Here is a 17,197-nt window from a genome sequence, read left to right on the forward strand (position 1 = left end):
CCTCTATATTAACATTATTTGGATTTAATTTTTATAAAAAAAAGACAGCTCTTAAAAAGAACTGTCCCTGCCATCAGTTTTGATATTTTACTTCACAACGATAAATCCGTTTTCCTTGTTCAGAAAATTTCTGCTCATATTCTGTCATAATGTTGCCTTCATACTCACTTTTGTGAAAATCAAGACTCACATATTTCAATAATAACCCATAAGAAGAAAAGCTCGTTAGGGAGTATTCAAATAACCCCTGATTATCGGTCTTAAAATGTATTTCCCCGCCATCAACCAAAATATCTTCATAGCGCTTTAGGAAATCTTTATAGGTTAATCTTCTTTTTTCATGCCGGGCCTTTGGCCATGGGTCTGAGAAATTAAGGTAGACTCGATCAACATCATTTTTTGTAAAGTATTTATCTAGGTCCGCTGCATTTACTTGTAGCAGCTTAAGATTGGGTAAATCCGCTTCTATTAGGCGATCCAAAGCAGCAACAATGACACTGACGTACAGCTCTATTCCTATATAATTTATATCTGGATTGGCCTTAGCCATGCCCGTGATGAATTGACCTTTACCTGTACCGACTTCAATATGGAGAGGCTGATCTTTTTCGAATACTTCATGCCACTTACCCTTGAAATTTTCTGGATTTGCTACTACATACTGTGGATGCTGCTCTATTTTTTCCTTTGCCCAAGGTTTATGTCTAAGTCTCATTTTGACACTCCTAAAAAACATTATCTTTCAAAAGATACCATGCTAATCTCTTTCATGCAAGCCAAACTAAATGGAAAAAAGGTTTGCGTATAAACAAAAAAAGAATCCACAAGCTAACTGTGAATACCTTTTTTAGAATTGTCAAGCTCTAGCGCCTAGCCCCTCGAGGTCACAAGCGGATCCGTCCAAAAGGTAAAAAAGCAACCTTTCGGCCGGATCGTCTTGTGCTTGGCTACAGAAAGCTATCGCTTTCTGTACGCATTAAGGGCGACTAGTCTTTGGCCCTGCTTACGCTGGCCAGTCAACAAGTCGCCCTAGATCGGGGCTGAACACGCTTGTGCTCTTCTTAATATCCACTTGAAAGGATGTGCTTTAATGCCATTAAGCCATGGTCACCAAGTTACACTGCTAAAGGATATTTTAAACAACCACCAAACCGATTGCTGTGGGTCTGTTGCCGAATGCGAGCAATTGGAGCGTTTAGTAAAATCTCTTATGGTCAACAACCAAATTGATTCGAATGTTAAAAATATCTTGCAGGAAGTATATCAATACAGTCAGCATGGTACTCAATCTGCTGATTTAGATCAGCATATCTTATCTAATCAAGAAAATTTATCACAATGGGTAAATGATATTGACCAATTTTCCTAATTAGAGGATATTTTGCAAAAAATCAATCCAATTATTCATTTCTTCGAATCGTTGTTTATCTTTATACCACTGAATAGAAGATAGGGTTTGAATGGTTACATACCATTTCATTCTAAGTTTTAGATGATTGGTTAGCTCTTTACCATAAAGATTTAACCAGTCCTCCCAGTTTTCTTCTGGAATGTACCAGTAAAGAAGTAATCCTAAATCAATGGCAGGGTCAGCAATCATGGCTCCGTCCCAATCAATCAAATACAACTGGTTGTCTTCTGCAAGCAGCCAGTTGTTATGGTTGACATCACCATGACAAACCACTTTCTCATCGCAAGATACATGTAAGGCTTCCTCTTTAAGAAAGTTAATTGCCTTTTGTGATTCAGGTAAAGAAAGTACCTGTTCATCTAATTCCTCGATGACCGACTGTAAAATCGGCTCAGGATTTACCGGCGAATTTTCTAACCGTCCTAACATTCCAAGCATCGGTTCAGAACAGTGTATTTTCTTAAGCAATCTGGCTACACTCTCTTGGTTCATTTCAGAGGGCTTTAATTCCCGGCCAGGAAGCCATTGCTGTGCTGTTATAACATCTCCGTTTTCCAATCGTTTTGTCCACACAAGCTTTGGGACAATGCCTTCTGCTGATAGTACTGCAAGGAATGGAGAGGAATTCCGCTTTAAAAAAAGCCTTTGATCCTTATATTCTGCATAAAAGGCTTCTCCTGTTTTGCCTCCAGCTGGGATAACTTCCCACTCTTGTCCTAGTAAATGTTCCAAAATTGCTCACCTTCAATTTATGCCGTTCTAATGGGCTTAATCCTCTTTAAAGAGGTAAAACCTGTGCTGTAGGAAGGTTTATAAACCACAATTATAACAATAGCCTTTTTTTAAATAAAAAAAAAGCTATTGAAACCATTGCACACAATAGCCATCTTATTAAATTTTATCTCCTATTCCCTTTTTTCGTCAAGTAATCTTTCAAAAACTATTTTTTCAGCAAAACATTTAATGAAATGGGTTCTACTAAATATTGGGGCTCTTTTATAAAATCTTTGGCAGTGGTTTTAGCAAACTGGTGATTGGCTAACACTCCCCATTCCCCCTCCGGAAGTGTGATCATTTGGGTTTTAGTGGATGGATTAATAACAAGAACCACCTCCTCCTTGGGTAATTGATAATAACAGCCGGCAACAGGAGCCGGAAATGACAGGGCTTGGATGTGAGCACAAATTTCCTCCGCTGTTCTCATCCGAAAACATGAATACTCCTGACGGATTTTAATAAGACCCTTGATGTACTCGACATTTTCCTTATACTTACTTTTCCGTTCCCAATCGAGTTGATTAATCACATCTGGAGAACGATAGCTATTTCCATCTCCTTGTTTTGTGCGGAAGAACTCCTGTCCGCTGTGAAGAAACGGGATACCTTGTGATAATAGGACAATTGCTGTTGCAAGACGATGGTACTTTTTTCGAATAGCCGGATCCGTTTCAGAATAGCAGCCGTTAAGTTTATCCCAGAGTGTATGATTATCATGACATTCAACATAATTGACCGATTGTTGCGGGGTATTAAAGACACGAGTACTCTTTTTAGTAAAACCGATACTGCCAGTAATCACCTCTATTGCAGCATCCACCAAATGCTCGTTCCCTATCGCATAGCCCTTATCAAACAAGTTAAACGTACTTCCTTTTATGATGTCTCTAAATTTATCATTGAACTGTCCGATTTCCGGTATTTTTGCCTGATTAGCTATGATCGCCTTTTGTGCGGCCGGCAGGGGAGTATTAAGGTTCCAGCCTTCACCAATAATTAAAATCCCCTTTGCTAAACTGTCACAATTCTTTCGCACCTCATTCATCGTTGTTACGTCTAAAATACCCATTAAATCAAATCGAAACCCATTGACTCGGTACTCCTCCAACCAATAGCGGACACAGTCAACAATAAACTTCCGCACCATTCTTCGTTCTGAGGCAATATCATTTCCAACACCCGTTCCGTTTGAAGGCAATCCAATATCGTTATGACGGAAATAATAGCCTGGGACTATTTTTTCAAAGGAAGATTGTTCACGTATATAAACATGATTAAAAACGACATCGATGATGACCCCTAAACCTTGACTGTGAATCTGGTCAATTAATTTTTTAAGTTCATTGATGCGGGAATAAGGATCGGATGGATTGGTTGCATAACTTCCCTCGGGAGCATGGAAATGGAGAGGATTATATCCCCAGTTATACTGCTTTGCTGGGTTTAATTCATCCACTCCGGCAAAATCGTTCAGCGGGAGAAATTCTATATGGGTAATTCCTAAATCTTTGACATATGATAAGCCAGTTGCATCACCATCTGGACCTTTTGTATCCATTTCACCGGCACCTAAATATAGTCCTTTATGTTTGACACCGCTTTGTGGATGAATCGTGAAATCCCGGATATGTGTTTCATAAATAATCGCATCCACTGGGTTTTCTAATGGAGGTATCCCGAGTCTTGGCCTAGCTGTCTTTTCCAGGAGCACAATTACACCCTGCTCCCCATTTGCTGTTACTGCCTTTGCATATGGGTCTACAGCCTCCCGCCATTCTTGATTAACAAGGACCAAAAAGCTATATTGAAAAAACTCCAGCTCGCGGTGAAGAGAGACAGACCAAACGCCGTACTCCTCCCGCCTCATCTTGATGATTTCTGAATATCCATTACCAGATGGGCGTAATTTTAATTTGACCCCTGTCGCTGTTGGTGCCCACAGTTTAAAACAGGTTTGCCCGGCCTGAAAGGTTACACCGAGGTCATTCCCTTCATAATAGAATTTTTCATCAAATTGTTCTGTTCGAATCACTGCACCTATTTGTAAATCGGTTTTCCCACCGTACTCATCAAAAATCCAATACAGCTTGCCAAAGGAAATTTCTCCCTCAAACTGGCAAATATATTTAAAGTGTTCCTCAATTTCCGTCTTCTCCACAATGACTAGGGGCGTCTTATCTGAATCCGCTGCCATGTAAAATGTAGTGGATATTCCGTGATGGTATGAATGGGGAAGAAGGATAGTAACGATGTTCATTTCATCTAAGTAAGCAAAAAAATTTCGGTCAGCAGAATTCATTCGAATCCCTCTCCTTCAGATCAACTTCTTCCTTCCCGCGACTTCTAGATAACACCTCTAAGGATTTCGCATGAAGGTGAATCGAAAGTGGGGTGTATCCGATATGCTCCCCATCAGCATGAACATACTGTGTTTCTGTCGAATAGATGGTTATATTTTTCCCCTTGAATGTTTTCACTTCTTTAAAATGGGTGTGTCTTCCCCAAAAAACACTCATAAAAACGAATAAAAGTTTCACCCTGGATAGTTGATGAACAATTGTAATATCAAAAAGACCATCATCCGGGTTGGCATCCGGCGCAATTTTCATGCCGCCGCCGTAGTAAGGCTGGTTAGACACAGTAATAAACCACGTTTGTTCAAATATATGCGTTTTCCCGTCAATTGATAAATCAAATCTTCCAGTTTTATAAGTAAATACATTTTTTAATAGGAAATAGACATAAACCAGCCTGCCTAATGATATTTTATTTAACAATGCCTTTATGCGGGATTGATTCACTTGATACGAGATAATAGCATCCAATCCAGCACCCATATTATTAATAAAATAGTGTTCCTCCATATTATTTAGGCAAACTTTACCGATATCAATCTGCTTTCCTGGCCGCTTCCGGAGGCGGAGAATGACTGTTAAAGCCTCTTCAGGATCAGCTGGAATTTGAAAGCCCCTTGAAAAGTCGTTTCCTGAACCGCCAGGAATAAAACCAAGTGTTATGTTTTTGTCATTTGCAACCCCATTTAACACCTCATGGATGGTTCCGTCTCCGCCTACCGCAATCATCAGCTTTTCCTGCTGATCGCTGCAGGCAATTTGTTTAGCAATCAATTTAGCATGACCAGGATATTCGCTAAAAAAAGCTAAAAAGGAGATCTGGTCAGACATCAGTTTGGATTCAACTTTTTTCCATATTTTTAGACAGGATCCATTACCAGCTTTTGGATTAATAATAAAATATATCTGCTTCATACAACACACCTTTTAGTGGTATTTCATTATTGCAATGGGAATATGGTTACGGCTTCATATTTTGGGGTTTGGTCAAGATGTGTTTGATAAACAACAACCTCTTCAACTTTAAATTCAAGTGGTTCCGGCTGTAATTGATTCCAAACATTTAACAGCTCTTTTTGAAATCCTTCCTGCCCCTTCCATTTTCTCGCTAACGTGATATGCGGTTTAAAGGGGCGTGTTTCCAGTTGAAATCCTGCCCTCTCACACGCTGAAAATACTTTATTCCTAATTGCAGCCAGCTCCTCACTACTTTCTGTATCGGCCCAAAAAACCCGAGGAGAATCAACCTTTCCAAATATACCTAGTTTGTTTATTTTTAATGTAAAAGCTTCCTCGTTACTTATGGTCTCTTTTACATATTTTTCAGCAGCTTTCAGTTTCTCAGGTTCTGCTGCTCCTAAGAAAGTTAATGTTATATGTAAGTCCAAATGATGAACCCAGCGGCTAAATGGGATCTTTTCCTGTAAATGATCGATATGATTCTTCATGATTCGTTTGGTAGTTTCAGGTATTCTTACAGCAAAGAAAAAATGTGGTCGTTGATTCATATAAACCCCTCAGTCCTTTTTTTTAATTTTAGTCTATTTTCTCCCAATTGTATCTACAATCAAACAGTCTCATAGGCGATATTTTTTACATTTAGTATCCTTTTCATTATCATTGAATTAGGAATTCTTAAAATAAGTATAGAAGGGGTATCCCAATGAGAGTAGTGGACAATATAGCTGAATTGATTGGAGAAACGCCGCTTGTAAAACTAAATCGGGTAGCTCCTGAAGAAGGGGCTTCCGTTTATTTGAAACTGGAATTTTACAACCCCAGCAAAAGCGTAAAGGACCGTGCGGCCTATAATATGATTATCGAGGCAGAAAAAAGCGGAGATTTAAAAAAAGGCTCGACGATCATTGAACCAACGAGCGGTAACACAGGGATTGGGATTGCAATGAATGCGGCTGCCAGGGGTTATCAAGCGATTATTGTGATGCCTGATACCATGACAAAGGAACGGATCAGCTTACTGGCGGCATACGGAGCAAAAGTAATTCTAACCCCTGGAGATGAAAAAATGCCAGGAGCCATTAAGAAAGCCCTGGAATTAGCAAAAGAGATCCCTAATAGTTTTGTCCCAATGCAATTTGAGAATCAAGCAAATCCGGATGCACATAGACATTCTACTGCTGTTGAGATTATCGAAGCCATGAATGAAATCGGCAAACCACTATCAGCTTTCGTTGCAACAGCTGGAACCGGAGGAACCATCACGGGAACAGGAGAAACTTTAAAAGACTATTATCAAGGATTATCTGTCCATGTGGTCGAACCAAAGGGTTCTCCAGTTCTGTCAGGCGGTAAACCCGGTAAACACAAACTAGTTGGTACAAGCCCTGGATTCATACCTAAAATTCTTAATGAAGAAGTTTATGATGAAATCCATCCAATTACAGATGAAGATGCCTATGAGATGACAAGAAGATTGGCTAGAGAGGAAGGAATTTTGGTTGGTCCCTCTTCCGGGGCAGCTTGTTTTGCGGCGCTCGAGGTTGCAAAACGCCTTTCTAAGGATGAGGTCGTTGTCTGTATTGCCTGTGACACCGGGGAAAGATATCTTTCAAGTGATTTATTCTAATTGTCACTATACACACTATGTAACCCAAAGCGATTTATGCAAAAAGACATTTTTAACTAAAAATTCAAACAATTTATCATAAACCAAGGACCTCCGCCCATACTCTATAGTATGAAATAATTTAGGAGGCGGTATAAACAGACAATTACCATTAATTACCGAGGTTTCTTTTGTATTCTTTACTATATTGGTAGAAATTTTCTGAAATAATGGGTACAATAAGGTTAGATGTATGACATCTAGGTATCTACTGTATCCATTGTTACATTCCAATTAAAGGAGATGTCCGCGCGGAAAAGAAACTACATATTTCTTGAAGAGTAATCTTCAAATAGGCTGTCGGTAGCTGGATTAAGCCATAGGTTTGAAATTTAGGATAGGGAGTGGTTCTTTGAAACCTTCAACTAACCGGATGTTAAACCGCATCAAATGTATCTACATGTTTATTCGAAACAACGGCACTGTCACGACCCAAGAACTTGTAGAGGAATTTGGTATCACTCCTCGCACCATACAACGAGATTTAAATGTCTTAGCCTATAATGACTTGGTCATTAGCCCAAGCCGCGGAAAATGGACTACAACACAAAAGAAAGTAAAGATGACATCTTAAAATTATAAAAATTAAATAATCCGCATAACAAAGCATGCGATTTTATCGCATGCTTTTTACTGTTTAAAACCAAATGAGGACGAAACGCAAAGCGATGCACCACTCGGTGCTGGAACTGATTCGAACTCACTTTATCCCCCTGCAATTAAATCTTCTATTCTATTTGACAGGTATCATAATTATGATATATTAGTATAGAAAATCGCTTTAACGCTTAAAAGCGTCTAAGTAAAAAAGAAAAAGTAGGTACCTATATGAAAAATAATCAGCAGCAAAATTTAAAAAAGGGGCTTCTGCCAAGGCATGTCCAATTTATTGCCCTTGCGGGGATGATCGGGACAGGAATTTTTAAAGGCAGTTCCGATACCTTAAATATAGCCGGACCAAGTGTAATTGTAGCCTATTTAATCGGCGGGTTATTATTATTTATAATCATGGCAGCACTTGGAGAAATGGCACTTGCTTTCCCAAACTTAAATGTACAGCATTTAGTTAATAAAGCTTTTGGATTCCAAGTTTCCTACCTTGTTGGATGGCTATACTGGATCAATTGGATTTTAGTCACCATTGTTGAGTTATTAGCAGCGGGAAGTTTTCTACAATTTTGGTTTCCGTCTGCTCCATTATGGCTTCTCAGTTTTTTATGTGCGCTTGTCATCGTTGGCATCAATTTATTCCAAGTAAAATACTATGGTGAACTTGAGTTTTGGTTTGCCGGGATTAAAATAATTGCTCTGATCGCCTTTATTATTCTAGGATTTTTACTTCTCTTAGGTTTAATTCCAAGCAATATTCACGATCCACTTTCAAACTATACTGGGCACGGCGGTTTTTTTCCGCACGGACTGGGTGGAACGTTTAATGCCTTTTTAGTTGTTATGTTTTCTTATGGCGGGGCTGAATTAATTGGAGTCGCTGTTACTGAAACAAAAGATGCTGAACGCGTCTTGCCTAAAATTATTAAAGGTGCTGTTTGGCGCGTCATCATTTTTTATGTTTTGCCGATTCTAATTATTTGCGGCATGATGCCTTGGAACAAAGTGAACGGTCAAGACAGTCCATTTGTTCAGGTTTTTAGTAGTACAGGCCTACCTGGTGCTGCCCACATCATGAACTTTGTGCTATTAACTGCTGTCCTTTCCGCAGCCAATTCCGGTATCTATGCTACATCGAGAACCTTGCATTCTATGGCTCAAAGTGAGGTTGCACCTAAAGTCCTTGCAAAGGTCTCCTCAAAGGGTATACCGTTTATTGGGATTATGATAACAAGTGTTTGTATTTTGGTTGGTGTTTATTTAGCTTATTTGACACCAAGCCAAGTTATTGGCTACCTCATGACCATTCCTGGGTTTACGGTCATGATTATTTGGATAAGTATTTGTGCAGCCCAGTTAAAATTAAGACCGCATTACAACAATAAACCAGCATTTAAAGTGAAGTGGTTCCCTTTTACCACAATCTTTGCACTCCTATCATTAAGCATCATTTTCATTGGATTTTTATTTAATGCCAATAATTTGATTGGGACATTCGTTAGTATTGTAACGATTGTCCTCCTAATCATCCTGTCATTTATTAATAAGAAACCGAATAGTAACAAATAACGATTGTATGCAGCTTTCAAAAACGGATGCAATAATAAAGAAACAAGTAGGGATAGCCAGTTGGTTATCCCTACTTGTTTTTTATTGTTCATTTTCTGAATTTGAATCATTCGATTCTAAAAACCGCCCAAGTGCACCCAGTTTATTTTCCCAAAACAACTCAAAATATTGGAGCCAGTCTTTTAGTTCCACTAATGGTGATGCTTCAAGCTTGTACCTAGTTTCCCTGCCGACCTTCCGCTCCTTAACTAAACCTGCTTCAGATAGTACTTTCAGATGCTTCGAAACAGCCGTCCGGGTAATCGGAAAATGCTTACAAATCGCGGTAACTGGCATTTCTTGGTTACTAAGAAGTTTCAAAAGACTTCGACGGGTAGGATCTGCAATCGCTTGAAAGACGTCATGTTTTGCTAAGGGAGCGGCCATTTATGCCTCAACATACGCTTGGAGTTTTTTCACAAGACCTGCCCAGCCTTGGTTCATATTGTCACGTATCGGAGTATGCGGCGCACCAAATTCAGTAACTTTATTAATATCCCATCCGCCATGGATTAACGTTAACTCTGTTTGCTTCTCCAATTCTTTCAATTCAAATGTTAAGGTCCAGTCTTTTCCCCAATTAAAAGAAAGACGGTTTGGCGGGTCTACCTGTGTTACCTTACATGGTGACATTCCAAATTGACCTGCATTTATATGAAACTCATGACCTTCTATAGGCTGTAGATCGTTCGGCATAAACCAAGCACTTAGCCCCTCTGCTGTTGCAACTGCATCCCAAACTTTAGCAATTGGTGCATTATAAACGACAGTATATTTAATATCCTCTAATGTTGCTTGTGATTGATTTTCCACTAAGAATCCTCCTCACTTGACCTCCAATTACGTTTCATATTGTAACTATATAGCACCTTTTGGTTGCATGTCAATCATTTATAAAAGAGCCCAAGTATTGAGCTCTAAACAATATTTTTTCCATAAAAGATTTCATCCATCTCTATCTTTAATCTCTTTGTTATTTCAATATGTTCATCTGGTGTTAGCCTTTCTTTGGTATAACCAAATAAATAGTTATTTAGATCGAATTCTCTCAGTTTGCATTTTGTGTGAAAGATATTCTCTTGATAAACATTGACGTCGATCATATCAAAAAGTTCTCCGACATCTTCAGGAATATAATTTTGAATAGAGTTTATTTCATGATCAATAAAGAGTTTATGGCCGCTCTTGTCCCTAGTAAAGCCCCGGACTCGGTAATCAATGGTCATTACATCTGTTTCAAATGATCTAATTAAATAGTGGAGCGCTTTAAGAGGAGAAATTTCACCACAGGTTGAAACATCAATATCTGCACGAAATGTACTAATTCCCTCATCTGGATGAAATTCCGGGTATGTATGGACCGTGATATGACTTTTGTCTAATTGCATGACCACTGATTCGGGAAGCGGCCCTGGTGACTCTTCAAAGGATTCTGAAGGAACATCATGTGTTACCGGTCCTTCTGATACTAATAAAGTTACACTTGCCCCGGCTGGTTCAAAATCCTGACTGGCCACATTTAATACGTGGGCACCTATAATATCTGCAACGTGTTTTAATATCTTTTGCAATCTATCTGCACTATATTGTTCATCAATATAGTTTAAATAGGCTTCCCGTTCCTCTCTTGTTCTTGTAAAACAAATATCATACATATTAAAGCTTAAAGACTTGGTAAGGTTGTTGAAGCCGTGCAGTTCTATTGCCTGCTCGTGTGTTAGTTTCATGAAAGGTTCCCCCTTAGTAACACTTCTTTATTGCGTATTTATCTGTATGGTACCCATTTTTATACTTCGTTACTTATTATTTGATGAGAAACCACTGGGAAACAATATGGATGCACTAGCAAAAAAAGCTGAAGTTAGCTGCTATAAGGTGAAGCAGGTCCGAAGCTGGACTGAACTTTGGACATGGCAATTCCAAATAGATGGTGTGGTGTCTGAAGTCGGATGATCTTTGGACATGGATGTGCCAAAAAGTTGAGGTGGTGTCTGAAGTCGGATGATCTTCGGACACGGCAATTCCAAATAGATGGCGTGGTGTCCGAAGTTGGATGATCTTCGGACATGGCCATGCCAAATAGATGGGGGCGTGTCCGAAGTTGGTTGATCTTCGGACATGGCCATGCCAAATAGATGGGGGCGTGTCCGAAGGTGGATGATCTTCGGACACGGCCATGCCAAATAGATGGCGTGGTGTCCGAAGTTGGATGATCTTTGGACATGGCAATTCCCAAAAGATGGGGTGATGTCTGAAGTTGGATGATCTTCGGACACGGCAATTCCAAAACGATAAGGTGGTGTCTGAAGTTGGATGATCTTCGGACATGGCCGTGCCAAATAGATGGGGAGGTGTCCGAAGTTGGTTGATCTTCGGACATTGCAATTCCAAAAAGATGGGGGCGTGTCCGAAGTTGGATGATCATCGGACATGGCCATGCCAAATAGATGGCGTGGTGTCCGAAGGTGGATGATCTTCGGACATGGCCATGCCAAATAGATGGGGGCGTGTCCGAAGGTGGCTGATCATCGGACACGGCAATTCCAAATAGATGGCGTGGTGTCCGAAGTTGGATGATCTTTGGACATGGCCCATGCCAAATAGATGGCGTGGTGTCCGAAGTTGGATGATCTTCGGACATGGCCATGCCAAATAGATGGCGTGGTGTCCGAAGGTGGATGATCTTCGGACATGGCAATTCCCATTAGATAAAACGGTGTCCGAAGTCGAGTAAACTTCGGACAATGTAATATCAAAAAGATAAGGTTGTGTCCGAAGTAGGATGAACTTTGGACACAGGCAATCCCAATAAGTGTAACTTTGTCCGAACAAATACCAATCTTCTAACAAAAAAAGTTATATATAATAAGAATCACTTGTTTTTCCAACCGCGGTAAAGTTTTTCTTTAATACCCTACAGAATGTCTTTTTTGACAAATCAACGTTACACCATTCATAAATGTTAGTAGTCGTAATCTTTCGCTCAGGAAATAACAACTGAAATTCCCTCACATTCCGTAGAATGGCATCTTCGACCATTTCATGACCTCCACACTTTTCGCAAACAAAAAGATGATTCTGTATAGTTACCAAAAAGGAACGACAAAATTTACAATACAATTCCTTCTTCAACTGCTCATATTGATAGTTTGGCACCTGTGTAAATGGGTTTTTAGTTTGATGTAAAGAAATTAATTGTTGAGCCAATTTTTTGTAACCATCATTCAATTTAGATGATGTATCATTTATACTCTTTAAAAACCGGTTAACTTGATTGGGAAGAATAATGGGATGGTCGACTTGGGCGTTGAATAAAGTGAATTCAGGGTTAATAAAAATGACGGTGGCTTCAACGAGGTAGTGAAGCTTGATGTCGTGGAGCAGTTGGCGGAATTGGGATGCACATTTGCTTAATTGGATGATTGGATTTTTATATTCTCGACCGGATTTCACAGCGTAAAATCTGTCCTTTTCCAGGCAAAAGTCTCCTTCAAAATATTTTACATCCAGCAGTCGAATGACTTCTTGCGAAACAAGCGTTGTATCGATCTGAAAATAGGAATTCTTTATTTTAAGCAGCAAGTCATTGATAATGTATCTTTCTTCTTTAAGACCTTCTGCCATACGGTCAAATTTCACCTCTCCCTCATAACCTTTTTCCAGGTTGAAATAATGAAACTTTTCCTCTTGTGTTAACTCCATCCTTGTGTTTAATGATCGCATTTTCAATAATTCATCTGATTCTGTTCTGCTTTTAAGTATCATAGGCCGCTTCCCTTCAACATTTCTAAACCTATTTTATAAAAAAGCAGGACAAATGGGTGTGAATATTCCGTTACATATTTTAAAAAAAGAAATTATAAATAAGGTTTTTTGTATTCCTTATAAAGAAAACTCGCCAATTACTTGACGAGTTTTACTTTTTAAATATAAATACGACTGTCATTTCGGACGCATTTTTAAGAAAAGCACCAGAAAACTTGTTTGGTTTTTATTTCACTTGGTACTCTCGCAATAGCTCCACTTCTTCATCTGTTAATTCTCGATATTCCCCGAGTTCCAGGGTTTCATCTAAAGGAAGCGGCCCCATAGAAATCCGTTTCAAGTACACAACCCTTTTCCCAACGGCCTCAAACATTCTCTTGACTTGATGAAACTTACCTTCAGTAATGGTTAGCTCAATATCAGAGCGAATACCTGATTTTACTATTTTTAATTCACCAGGCTTGGTTTCATACCCGTCATCAAGAGTGACTCCTTTGGCAAACGCCTTGACATCCTCTTCGGTTACTTCGCGGTCAATCACCGCAAAGTATGTTTTCGGGACATGCTTCTTTGGTGATAACAATTTATGCGCTAATTGACCATCATTGGTAATCAGCAATAATCCCTCTGTATCCTTGTCCAATCTCCCAACCGGAAAGGGCTCATACACTTGATCCTCAAGCTCCAACAGGTCAATAACGGTCTCAGCCGCACTATCTTCTGTCGCTGATAACACACCAGGAGGCTTGTTCATCATTAAATAAATAAATTCTTTGTATTCAATCACTTCACCATTGAAGGTCACCGTCTGGCTTTTTTCATCAACATGTTGTTTCGGATCCTTAACGATCACATCATCGACTCTAACGGCACCACTTTTTAATATCTGCTTTACTTCTTTTCGGCTGCCGTAGCCAAGGTTTGCTAACATCTTATCAATTCTCAACGCTTTGCCTCCTTTTTGGCAGCTTAAATTTAGTAAGAACACGCTCAATTCTGTTTCCGAATAACCGAGTTGCCAGTCCTGATTTCAATCCTAAATAAAAATAGATGGCAGCCCCTACAAGTGCACTAATTAAGATCATTAAGACCGATTGCATTTTGGAGGCCGGTGATAAGAATAACGTTAAAAATTTATACATCAGCTCGGTTCCCACCCACATACATCCAGCAAAAATGATAATCAATAAACTTCTTCGCCAAACGAATCGATATTGATAGCGGGAGAAATATCTAATTACCACTAAATTAATAATAATCGAGGCCATATATCCAATGGCTGTAGCTAATACAGCTCCTCTTGTTTCAAACATTTTAACTAAAGGAATATTAAGTGTTAGTTTGACCAATAGTCCCACTAATAAGCTTAAAATCGTATACCGCTGTTCATTAATTCCTTGCATGATCGCTGCTGTCACCGCATATAGGGAAAATAAAATGGCGACCGGCGCATAAGCACCTAACACCTGTGTCCCAAGAGAATCATGCTCATAAAAAGCCGTATAAACTGGCTCAGCTAATAGAGATAGCCCAATTGCCGCAGGCAGTGTTAAGAATAATAACACTTGAAAGGTTTGATTTAATTGATTAGTTAAGTTTTTACGATCATTCTCCACATATGCCTTTGTAATGCTCGGCACAAGTGTTAACGAGAAGGCAGTGGCCAGGGAAACAGGAATAATCACAATTTTATGTGATTCAAAGTTCAAAATACCAAAAGCAGTATCGGCCAACTTCTTTGTCGTTCCCATTTCTACTAAGGCTTTGGTTAGGGTAAATTGATCAATAAGTTGGAATAATGGATTGGCAATCCCTACAAATACAAAGGGAGCTGCATAAATAAAGATTTCTTTATAAATTTCTTTTAGTGAAACATGGATGGTTCCCTTATCTTGCTCCAAAAGCTCATCCAAATGCGGCTTCCTTTTATACCAGTACCAAAATAGGACGGCTAAGCCTCCTATCGCTCCAACAAAGGCAGCAAATGTGGCAACACTAACAGCGGTTACCATTGATCCATTTAAAAATTTGAGAACCACATAAGCCCCAACAAGCGTGAACAGAATTCGGACGATTTGTTCTACCACTTGCGATGCAGCTGACGGTCCCATCGATTGATGACCTTGAAAAAATCCTCTGATTAGACTCATGAACGGTACTAGGATTAAGGCAAAACTGACCGCACGCATGACGGTTATAGCCGCATCTATTTCATTACCAGGATTACTCATTTCGGCTAATAAAGGGGCTGCCAAATACATAATTAAAAATGCAACAAATCCTGTGATCGACATAACCACTAAACCAGATTTAAACAATTTTCTGCCAACAGCATATTCTTCCAGTGCATTATACTTTGCAATAAACTTTGAAACAGCCAGTGGCACCCCAGCTGTTGCGATACTAATAAATATGGTGTAAGGGACATATCCGTAGGAATAAAGCTGTGTCCCATGTTTTCCAACAATCTGATAAAACGGTATAACATAAATGAGTCCGATTACTTTAGAAAGTATAGTTCCTAACGTTAAGATAAACGTTCCTCTTAAAAGCTTTGACTGCATAAAATCCCTTCCTACCCGAAAGATACGTTCGTAAATTCACAAAGAATAATCGACGTTTTTTGCACACTATTAGTAGTTTACAACTTCTTTTCCTCCGATGCCACTCACAACCGAGTTAATTCTCTTAAAAAAATGACTTTTTTCGTTTTAATTTCACAAGTTATGTTTATAATGAAATGAATAAATTAAAGTTGGTGGATAAAATGGATTACGATTGTATTGTGATTGGCGGCGGTCCCTCCGGATTAATGGCTGCCATTGCTGCGGGGGAAAAAGGGGCAAAGGTCCTCTTAATCGATAAAGGAGACAAATTAGGACGGAAGCTGGCAATTTCCGGAGGCGGACGCTGTAACGTAACCAACCGGCTGCCGGTTGAGGAGATTATTAAACATCTGCCCGGCAACGGTAAATTCTTATATAGTGCTTTTTCTATTTTTAGTAATGAAGATATTATTCGCTTTTTTGAAAGGCTAGGAATTGAATTAAAAGAGGAAGATCATGGGCGGATGTTTCCTGTAAGCAATAAAGCTCAATCAGTGGTGGATGCCCTCTTAGAACAGCTCGAGAAACTACGTGTAAGAGTCTTCAAAAATAGCCCGGTTGCCGATGTTCTCTATGAAAATGGACATGTTTCCGCAGTGCGGTTAAAGGATGGCCAGCAATTTTCGACTAAGTCAGTAGTAATTGCGGTAGGGGGAAAATCGGTCCCGCATACAGGGTCTACCGGCGACGGTTATGCCTGGGCTGAGAAAGCAGGCCATACAATCACTGAGTTGTTCCCAACCGAGGTCCCTGTTACCTCCAGTGAGCCCTTTATAAAAAACAAATCATTGCAGGGATTATCGTTAAGAGATATTAATCTCAGTGTCTTGAATCCGAAAGGCAAACCCTTGATTTCCCACCGGATGGATATGTTGTTTACCCATTTTGGAGTCAGTGGCCCGGCTGTTTTACGATGCAGTCAATTTGTGGTCAAGGCCATGAAAAAATGGAATTTAAAAGAAGTAACAATGAGCTTGGATGCCCTTCCGGACCGAAAAGAGGAAGAGATTTTTCAAGAGATTGTAAAACTCGTAAAAGGGGAACCCAAGAAGAGCATCAAAAATACCTTAAAGGGAATAGTTCCAGAGCGTTACCTTCTATTTCTCCTCGAAAGGAATGATATGGATCCTGCCGACCAAGGAGGAACGATTTCCAATGAAAAGATTCGTGCATTTGCTAAGGGCTGTAAACAATTTCAATTCAAAGTAAACGGCACACTTCCACTTGAAAAAGCATTTGTGACGGGCGGCGGGGTTACCGTGAAAGAGATCGAGCCGCAAACCATGGCTTCTAAATTGATGGAGGGTCTCTATTTTTGTGGTGAAATACTAGATATCCATGGATACACAGGTGGATATAACATTACATCTGCCTTAGTGACGGGCAGGCTTGCAGGAACCAATGCAGCACTATCTGCAAAAAATTATCGGGCGTGAAGTTC

General features: G+C 39.6%; 17 protein-coding genes. 6 read left to right on the forward strand and 11 right to left on the reverse strand.

The genetic code is table 11. The features are described 5' to 3' along the window. Positions 1-73: 73 nt before the first annotated feature. On the reverse strand, positions 74-715 hold the full coding sequence (gene trmB / locus J7E81_RS17285) for a tRNA (guanosine(46)-N7)-methyltransferase TrmB (RefSeq protein ID WP_215044181.1): 642 nt from the start codon (positions 713-715) through the stop codon (positions 74-76). A gap of 375 nt (positions 716-1,090) precedes the next feature. On the opposite strand from trmB, the gene J7E81_RS17290 reads away from it, so the two are divergent. Beyond that, positions 1,091-1,369 carry a YtzH-like family protein gene (locus tag J7E81_RS17290; RefSeq protein ID WP_215044183.1) on the forward strand — a complete coding sequence of 93 codons (279 nt, stop codon included), beginning with the start codon at positions 1,091-1,093 and terminating at the stop codon, positions 1,367-1,369. Here J7E81_RS17290 and J7E81_RS17295 read toward each other — a convergent pair whose 3' ends face one another. From J7E81_RS17295 to thpR, 4 genes are all read right to left on the reverse strand, one after another. Further along, positions 1,370-2,143 carry a phosphotransferase family protein gene (locus J7E81_RS17295; RefSeq protein WP_215044185.1) on the reverse strand — a complete coding sequence of 258 codons (774 nt, stop codon included), beginning with the start codon at positions 2,141-2,143 and terminating at the stop codon, positions 1,370-1,372. Positions 2,144-2,351: 208 nt separating this feature from the next. Next, a complete protein-coding gene (gene pulA / locus J7E81_RS17300) occupies positions 2,352-4,487 on the reverse strand; it encodes a type I pullulanase (protein WP_215044188.1) in 2,136 nt (711 codons plus the stop codon). Further along, a complete protein-coding gene (locus J7E81_RS17305) occupies positions 4,474-5,457 on the reverse strand; it encodes a diacylglycerol/lipid kinase family protein (protein WP_215044190.1) in 984 nt (327 codons plus the stop codon). Before J7E81_RS17305 ends, pulA begins: the two co-directional genes overlap by 14 nt. A 26-nt stretch (positions 5,458-5,483) precedes the next feature. Beyond that, a complete protein-coding gene (gene thpR / locus J7E81_RS17310) occupies positions 5,484-6,050 on the reverse strand; it encodes an RNA 2',3'-cyclic phosphodiesterase (protein ID WP_215044192.1) in 567 nt (188 codons plus the stop codon). A gap of 155 nt (positions 6,051-6,205) precedes the next feature. Between thpR and cysK the strand changes: the two genes are divergently transcribed. From cysK to J7E81_RS17325, 3 genes are all read left to right on the forward strand, one after another. Continuing rightward, the gene (cysK, locus tag J7E81_RS17315) at positions 6,206-7,129 is read left to right on the forward strand and encodes a cysteine synthase A (protein WP_215044194.1); all 924 of its coding nucleotides are present in this window, start codon (positions 6,206-6,208) and stop codon (positions 7,127-7,129) included. Positions 7,130-7,520: 391 nt separating this feature from the next. Further along, entirely contained in the window at positions 7,521-7,742 is a 222-nt protein-coding gene (locus J7E81_RS17320) for a DeoR family transcriptional regulator (protein WP_215044196.1), read from the forward strand. Between the two features lie 254 nt (positions 7,743-7,996). Further along, positions 7,997-9,346, forward strand: a complete 1,350-nt coding sequence (locus J7E81_RS17325) for an amino acid permease (RefSeq protein ID WP_215044198.1) — start codon at positions 7,997-7,999, stop codon at positions 9,344-9,346. Positions 9,347-9,427: 81 nt separating this feature from the next. Here J7E81_RS17325 and J7E81_RS17330 read toward each other — a convergent pair whose 3' ends face one another. From J7E81_RS17330 to speD, 3 genes are all read right to left on the reverse strand, one after another. Then, positions 9,428-9,772: an ArsR/SmtB family transcription factor gene (locus J7E81_RS17330; RefSeq protein WP_215044200.1), complete on the reverse strand. Its 345-nt coding sequence runs from the start codon at positions 9,770-9,772 to the stop codon at positions 9,428-9,430. After that, the gene (locus J7E81_RS17335; protein WP_215044202.1) at positions 9,773-10,198 is read right to left on the reverse strand and encodes an SRPBCC family protein; all 426 of its coding nucleotides are present in this window, start codon (positions 10,196-10,198) and stop codon (positions 9,773-9,775) included. A 104-nt stretch (positions 10,199-10,302) separates the two neighbouring features. Next, the gene (gene speD, locus J7E81_RS17340) at positions 10,303-11,112 is read right to left on the reverse strand and encodes an adenosylmethionine decarboxylase (RefSeq protein ID WP_215044204.1); all 810 of its coding nucleotides are present in this window, start codon (positions 11,110-11,112) and stop codon (positions 10,303-10,305) included. Between speD and J7E81_RS17345 the strand changes: the two genes are divergently transcribed. Beyond that, the gene (locus J7E81_RS17345; protein WP_215044206.1) at positions 11,111-11,338 is read left to right on the forward strand and encodes a hypothetical protein; all 228 of its coding nucleotides are present in this window, start codon (positions 11,111-11,113) and stop codon (positions 11,336-11,338) included. The genes speD and J7E81_RS17345 overlap by 2 nt on opposite strands. Positions 11,339-12,241: 903 nt before the next feature. Here J7E81_RS17345 and J7E81_RS17350 read toward each other — a convergent pair. The 3 genes from J7E81_RS17350 to J7E81_RS17360 all read right to left on the reverse strand — a co-directional run bounded on the left by J7E81_RS17350 (position 12,242) and on the right by J7E81_RS17360 (position 15,714). After that, a complete protein-coding gene (locus J7E81_RS17350) occupies positions 12,242-13,150 on the reverse strand; it encodes a nuclease-related domain-containing protein (RefSeq protein WP_215044208.1) in 909 nt (302 codons plus the stop codon). 226 nt (positions 13,151-13,376) lie between these two features. Beyond that, complete coding sequence (locus tag J7E81_RS17355) at positions 13,377-14,096, reverse strand: pseudouridine synthase (RefSeq protein ID WP_215044210.1); 720 nt, start codon at positions 14,094-14,096, stop codon at positions 13,377-13,379. Beyond that, positions 14,086-15,714 (reverse strand): putative polysaccharide biosynthesis protein, encoded by a 1,629-nt coding sequence (locus tag J7E81_RS17360; protein WP_215044212.1) that lies wholly within the window; start codon positions 15,712-15,714, stop codon positions 14,086-14,088. The genes J7E81_RS17355 and J7E81_RS17360 overlap by 11 nt, the downstream gene beginning before the upstream one ends. Before the next feature lie 203 nt (positions 15,715-15,917). Here J7E81_RS17360 and J7E81_RS17365 point away from each other — a divergent pair, with 203 nt between their 5' ends. Beyond that, positions 15,918-17,192, forward strand: coding sequence for a BaiN/RdsA family NAD(P)/FAD-dependent oxidoreductase (locus tag J7E81_RS17365; RefSeq protein WP_215044214.1), 1,275 nt, complete (start codon positions 15,918-15,920; stop codon positions 17,190-17,192). Positions 17,193-17,197: the final 5 nt, after the last annotated feature.

Origin of the sequence: Bacillus sp. ISL-18, from assembly GCF_018613415.1 — a bacterium.
In the GTDB taxonomy this organism is placed as follows: Bacteria; Bacillota; Bacilli; order Bacillales; family Cytobacillaceae; genus Neobacillus.

Coding starts and splice junctions, on each gene's coding strand:
- J7E81_RS17325 (WP_215044198.1), top strand. CDS start 7,997: ATGAAAAATAATCAGCAGCAAAATTTAAAAAAGGGGCTTCTGCCAAGG.
- cysK (WP_215044194.1), top strand. CDS start 6,206: ATGAGAGTAGTGGACAATATAGCTGAATTGATTGGAGAAACGCCGCTT.
- pulA (WP_215044188.1), bottom strand. CDS start 4,487: ATGAATTCTGCTGACCGAAATTTTTTTGCTTACTTAGATGAAATGAAC.
- J7E81_RS17365 (WP_215044214.1), top strand. CDS start 15,918: ATGGATTACGATTGTATTGTGATTGGCGGCGGTCCCTCCGGATTAATG.
- speD (WP_215044204.1), bottom strand. CDS start 11,112: ATGAAACTAACACACGAGCAGGCAATAGAACTGCACGGCTTCAACAAC.
- trmB (WP_215044181.1), bottom strand. CDS start 715: ATGAGACTTAGACATAAACCTTGGGCAAAGGAAAAAATAGAGCAGCAT.
- J7E81_RS17330 (WP_215044200.1), bottom strand. CDS start 9,772: ATGGCCGCTCCCTTAGCAAAACATGACGTCTTTCAAGCGATTGCAGAT.
- J7E81_RS17350 (WP_215044208.1), bottom strand. CDS start 13,150: ATGATACTTAAAAGCAGAACAGAATCAGATGAATTATTGAAAATGCGA.
- J7E81_RS17360 (WP_215044212.1), bottom strand. CDS start 15,714: ATGCAGTCAAAGCTTTTAAGAGGAACGTTTATCTTAACGTTAGGAACT.
- J7E81_RS17305 (WP_215044190.1), bottom strand. CDS start 5,457: ATGAAGCAGATATATTTTATTATTAATCCAAAAGCTGGTAATGGATCC.
- thpR (WP_215044192.1), bottom strand. CDS start 6,050: ATGAATCAACGACCACATTTTTTCTTTGCTGTAAGAATACCTGAAACT.
- J7E81_RS17345 (WP_215044206.1), top strand. CDS start 11,111: ATGAAAGGTTCCCCCTTAGTAACACTTCTTTATTGCGTATTTATCTGT.
- J7E81_RS17290 (WP_215044183.1), top strand. CDS start 1,091: ATGCCATTAAGCCATGGTCACCAAGTTACACTGCTAAAGGATATTTTA.